Source organism: Chamaesiphon polymorphus CCALA 037 (assembly GCF_003003845.1).
GTDB classification, from domain to species: domain Bacteria; phylum Cyanobacteriota; class Cyanobacteriia; order Cyanobacteriales; family Chamaesiphonaceae; genus Chamaesiphon; species Chamaesiphon polymorphus.
Map to the genome: position 1 here is coordinate 1 of NZ_PVWO01000409.1, position 5404 is coordinate 5404.

A 5404-nucleotide genomic window follows, 5' to 3' on the forward strand; every position below is an offset into this window, starting at 1 on the left:
TAGAAATTCTGCTAATCTAGAATTAGCCGATTTTATCGCCGCAAAAGAGCGATGGATTGACGATTTACTCGCGCTAGCACCGCTGGCTATTAGTAAAGTAGCAGCAAAACTGGCAGAATCGATCGCTATTTATGGTCGAGATGAATTCAAGCCACACGTTCGAGATTTGAGTTATGCAGCTCTACTGTACAAGGCTAATAGCAGTAGTTTGACTGCCGAATTTTTGCAGCAAACATTTCCTACACCTGATAAATGGTGTCAATTAATGAATGATTTAGGCGTTGCAACTCCAAGCGATCGATAATCTAATTTATTACCCTAATTTTTTGGCACTCTCAGCATCCCAACATCCCGCCGATCGCGCCTAAATTAAGAAATCGTATAATTTGCGGCTTGCCAATGGCGATCGGGATTACAGTAGAAGCTAATGGCAATTACCTATTACCTATTCTAGTTAATGAGCCGTTGCGAATTTTCACCCCACCTCTTCCAAGAAAACTACCATGGCTACTCAAGATTTACTCCTCCTGGTCTTGTTACTCTGTCCGGGATTGCTACTATCTGTAACGATTATGCTTACCTTCGCTGCGGGTGGTTAGATACATACAGTACTTTTCAGTATTATGGATCCGTTAATTTGAAGAGCGGGGAGCGAGGAAAGACTGTACTTCACGATTGATGAAAGTGCTGTAATGCCTGAAACCTAGCTGATGGGCAATGTCCACCCAACTCCCCGCTTCCCACAAAAAACCAGATTGCTATCTACTACCAATCCCGTTGAGTCAAACTGCGAGCTTGTTGATAGCAGTTTTCGGCTTCTTCCCACTGCTGGAGACTGCTGTGCGCGCGACCTTGATTGAACCAGTACTCAGAATTTTCTGATTCTAGTCCAGTGGCTTGTTGAAAGCTGAATAGAGCATTATCGAGGATATTGAGTTCGAGCAAACAATTACCACGACTATTCCAAGCGGCGGCGCGATCGGGATCGAGATTGAGAGCGACTTCATAGTCGGCTAGCGCAGCTTCAAATTCGCGCCGCAACAGGTAGATGTTGCCACGTCGATACCAGGCGAGGGTCGCTTGGGGATCTAGCTCTACGGCTTTAGTGAGGCTAATAATGGCTGCATCCAGTCTCCCCAAGGCTTGCTGGGCGATTGCTTGTTTGTACCAAGTTGAGGCATCGTTGGCGTCTAGTTTGAGGCTGGTTTGATAGCACTGGAGAGCCTCCGCGTACTGCTGAAGGTTGAGGTGGGTAGCTCCCTGATTATTCCAGCCCAAGGGATCTTCAGGGGCAATCTTGGTGGCTTGGCGATAGCTATGCAGCGCACCTTCAAGATTTCCAAGTTGAAATAGGGCACTACCGCGACTATTCCAAGTACTGGCTGTCAGTGGCGAACGCACTTTGGCTTCTGAATCTTCGACAGTCGGCGATAATGTCAATGCGCGATCGAAGCTCGCTACCGCCGCCTCCCAGCGACCGAGTTCGAGGGAGGCAATGCCGCGATAGTGATAGGCTTGCAGTTCGTCAGGATTGAGAATGGCGCAGTTGTCGTAACAGGCGATCGCATCTTCGTATTTGTGGAGATGAAATAAAGCCGTGCCGCGATTGAGCCAGACTTGTGGATCGAGTTTATCGATTTCAATACTTCGCTCGTAACAAGCTAGTGCTTCTTGCCAGCAACCGAGGTATTGCAATGCCATTCCCCGTCCATTCCAGATTTGAGCATTATGGGGGTGAATTTCGAGACTGCGTTCGTGAGCTGCTGCCGCTTCTTCATAGCGTTTGAGGTGAAATAGGGCTTTACCGCGATTGTGCCAACTTTGATAAAACTGTGGTTTGAGTGCCAAGGCTTTGTCATAACTTTCGATCGCGCATTCATAGCGTTTGAGCGATCCGAGCACGTTGCCATGATTGTTCCAAATATAATAATCTTCTGGTTTGATTTGGAGCGCGCGTTCGTAGCTTGCGAGTGCGGGTTCCAACCTTCCCAATTGAAATAGCAGATTGCCTTGCTGATACCAGGCGGCGGCGTGGTTCGGATCGAGTGCTAGAGCGCGTTGGTAACTCTGGAGATTCTCAGCAGGATCGCTGTGAAGTTGGAACTGCGCTTGTCCGCGCTGATACCAGGCTAGAGCACGATTAGGGTCGGACTCAATCGCCCGATCGTAACTACTCAGGGCATCTTCCCACCGTTCTAGTTGCCCTAATAAATAACCCCGATCGTACCAAGTTTCGGCACGACGTGGTTCTAGTTCTAGAGCCTGCCGATAAGCCGCCAACGCCGCGACAAAATCGCCACAATGATATTGAGCTTTGCCCAACAATGCCCAGCTTGTCGCCGATGCTGGCGCAATGCCTGTAGCTGTTTGCAAGCTATCTACTGCCGTGTGGTAATTACCTAATTCGATCGAGATTTGCCCGTGTTGCGTCCAGATTTCTGGATTGTCCGGATCGAGTTCGATCGCTTGACAACAGGCGATGAGGGCGGTTTCCCAGTCGCCTTGAGCTGCCTGGACTTGGCTTTGATTGTAGAGGATCGACTGATTTTGCGGATCGAGACTCAGGGCGCGCTCGTAGCAGACATTAGCGGCTTCCCAGCGGTTCAGTGCGGCTAAAGCCTGACCTTTGGCATACCACGCATCGGCGGCATTTTTATTGAGGGTTAGAGCCAGCTCGTAGCAAGCCAGAGCCTCTTGATGGCGGTTTAATTTGGCTAGTACTTGGCCGTGACTATAGCAGAGATCGTAGCTAGCAGTGGTAAGGGTGGTAACTCGTTCGTAACACGCGACGGCGCGTTCCCATTGCTGTAATTCTTGCATTGCTCTACCTTGGCGATACCAGGCTTCGGCGCGCTCGGGTTGCAAATTGGTCACCTGCTCGTAGGCAAATATCGCCTCTGACAATTCGCCCAATTGCCAGAGCAAATTGCCCATGCCGTACCAGGTATCGGCATCTTGAGGGTGGTAGGCAATCGCCCGCTCGTAAGCGGCTAACGCGCCGTCGGTATCGCCGAGCTGGGTGAGTTCTTTGCCCAAATTATGCCAAGCGGGGTGATAGTCGGACTGAAGTTCGATCGCCTGACGATAGCTAGCGATCGCCTCCTCTTGGCGACCGAGATGTGCCAATGTCAAGCCACGATCGTTCCAACTATGGTAGTCTTCGCGGTTGAGTTCGATCGCGCGTTCGTAGACGATGAGAGCTTCGGCATAGCGTTGGAGTTTGAGTAATGTTTTACCTTGAAAGTGCCAGACGATCGCCGCACTCAGATCGATCTTGAGGGCTTGCTGGTAGCTATAAAGAGCTTCATCCCAGCTTTCGAGATGCCAGAAGGCATGGCCGCGCTGACACCAGCAATTAAAGCTATCTGGGGTGGTTGTCAGGGCTAGATCGTAGCTGGCGATTGCTTCGGTATAGCGTTGGAGCTTGAACAGCGATTGTCCTTTGCCTTGGCTGGCGGGGGCAAAACTAGGCGAGATTGCGATCGCTCGATCGTAGTTGGTAATGGCGTATTCGTGTCGTCCTAGTTCGGCGAGGGCACGACCGCGCTCGTACCAAGATTGATAAAAATTGGAATCGATCGCGAGTGCGCGATCGTAGCTTTCCAACGCGGCGGTATATTCTTGGCGCAATCCTTGAACGACGCCGTAGCTATGCCAAATTGCCGGATCGCGAGGGCGAAGTTGCAAGGTACGATCGTAGTTTTCCAACGCGGCAGTATACCGCCCGAGGGCGGCTAGAGCTTGGCCGCGATCGTACCAAGGTTCGTAGTTTTCGGGATGGATATCGATCGATCGATCGAAACAAGTCAGAGCTTCGGCGTATCGCTCTAATTTAGCCAGAGCGCGCCCGCGACTGTGCCAAATATAAGGGTCGTTGGGCTGCAACCCCAGAGCTTTATCGTAGCTGTCGATCGCTTCGGCATCTTTGCCCTGGTGCGCGAGGGTCATGCCGTGATTGTACCAAGCGGGATGAAATTCGGGATTGAGCTTGAGGGTACGATCGTAGCTGCTAATTGCCTCTTCGTAGCGTCCCAAATGAAACAGCACGAATCCTAAGTTATTCCAGGCTTGATAATAATCGGGTTTGAGCTTGAGACTGCGATCGTAACTAGCCAATGCCAGATCGTATTGACTCAGATGAAACTGTGCCATCCCTTTGTTATACCAAGCCTGATGGAATTGAGGCTGGATTTGTAACGTCCGATCGTAGCTGACGATCGCGGCTTCATAGCGTTGGAGATGAAATTGGGCGACGCCTAAATTATTCCAGGCGGTATAAAATTCTGGGTACAGCCGCGTTGCTTGCTCGTAAGAACCGATTGCCGTCTCAAATTTACCCAGTTTAAACTGGGTTTTGCCCAGGTTATTCCAGGCATCGCTGAGGCTCGGATCGAGTTGAGTGGCTTTGCGATAGCAGTCGAGGGCATGTTCGTATCGCCCCAAGTGAAACATTGCTTTGCCACGATCGTTCCAGGCTGTGGCATCTTTGGGTGAAAGGGTAGTAGCTTGCGTATAGCAGGTGAGGGCTTCTTGAGGGCGATCTAACAGCAACAGCACATTACCGCGATTGCTCCAGCCCTCGGTCAGTTGGGGCTGTAATTTGGTGACCATTTCATATCTGCGCAATGCAGGTTCCAGTTCCCCCAGATGGAACAGAATATTACCGCAGTAATTCCAGGCTCGATCGAAATCCGGTTGTAGTTGCGTGACTTTGGTATACGATGCTAGAGCTGCCTCAAAATCCCCGAGAAAAAATAATACTTTGCCCTGATTGCACCAAGCGGCTGGAGACTCTGGAGCCAGTTCGATTGCTACGCGATAGCATCTTAAGGCGTCCTGAAAACTTTTTTGCTCGAAGTGCGCCACGCCCAAATTATTCCAAGCTTGATAAAACTGCGAATCGAGTTCGATCGCTTTTTGGTAAGCGTCGATCGCGGCTCTAATCTGTCCCAATTGAAATAATACTTGGCCTTGATTATTCCAGGCAAACCGATCGCTCGGATCGATGTGCAAACTTTGTTCGTAACAACCACAGGCTGCTTGTACCTGTCCGATGTGAAATAATAACCAGCCTTTATTAGATAGCGTCAAGCTATCATCTGGCGAAATCTCTAAGGCGCGATCGTAGGCAGACAGTGCCAGATCGTATCGTTCTAGTTCAAATAAAGCGCGTCCTTTTTGATACCAGGCAAATCGATCTTCAGGATTGAGTTCGATCGACCGATCGCAATTTTCGATCGCTTGTGCGTAATAGCCTAATTGAAATAAGACCCAAGCTCGATTGGCCCATGCTTCGGCATCTTCAGGTCGGAGTGCGATCGCGCGCTCGTATGATTCCAAGGCTTTCTCTAATCTTCCCAGCCCCACCAAAACCCACCCAAGCTTTGCCCATGCTTCTTGCTTG

At 50.3% G+C, this 5404-nt stretch carries 1 protein-coding gene and 1 pseudogene; one reads left to right on the plus strand and one right to left on the minus strand.

Translation table 11 applies throughout. The features are described from left to right. Positions 1-304 (plus strand): annotated as a pseudogene (locus tag C7B77_RS30340) (serine/threonine protein phosphatase); the annotation flags it as partial. A gap of 461 nt (positions 305-765) precedes the next feature. On the opposite strand, the gene C7B77_RS23080 reads toward C7B77_RS30340, so the two are convergent. After that, positions 766-5404, minus strand: a 4639-nt coding sequence (locus tag C7B77_RS23080) for a tetratricopeptide repeat protein (RefSeq protein ID WP_146138467.1), incomplete at its 5' end; no start/stop codon positions are given.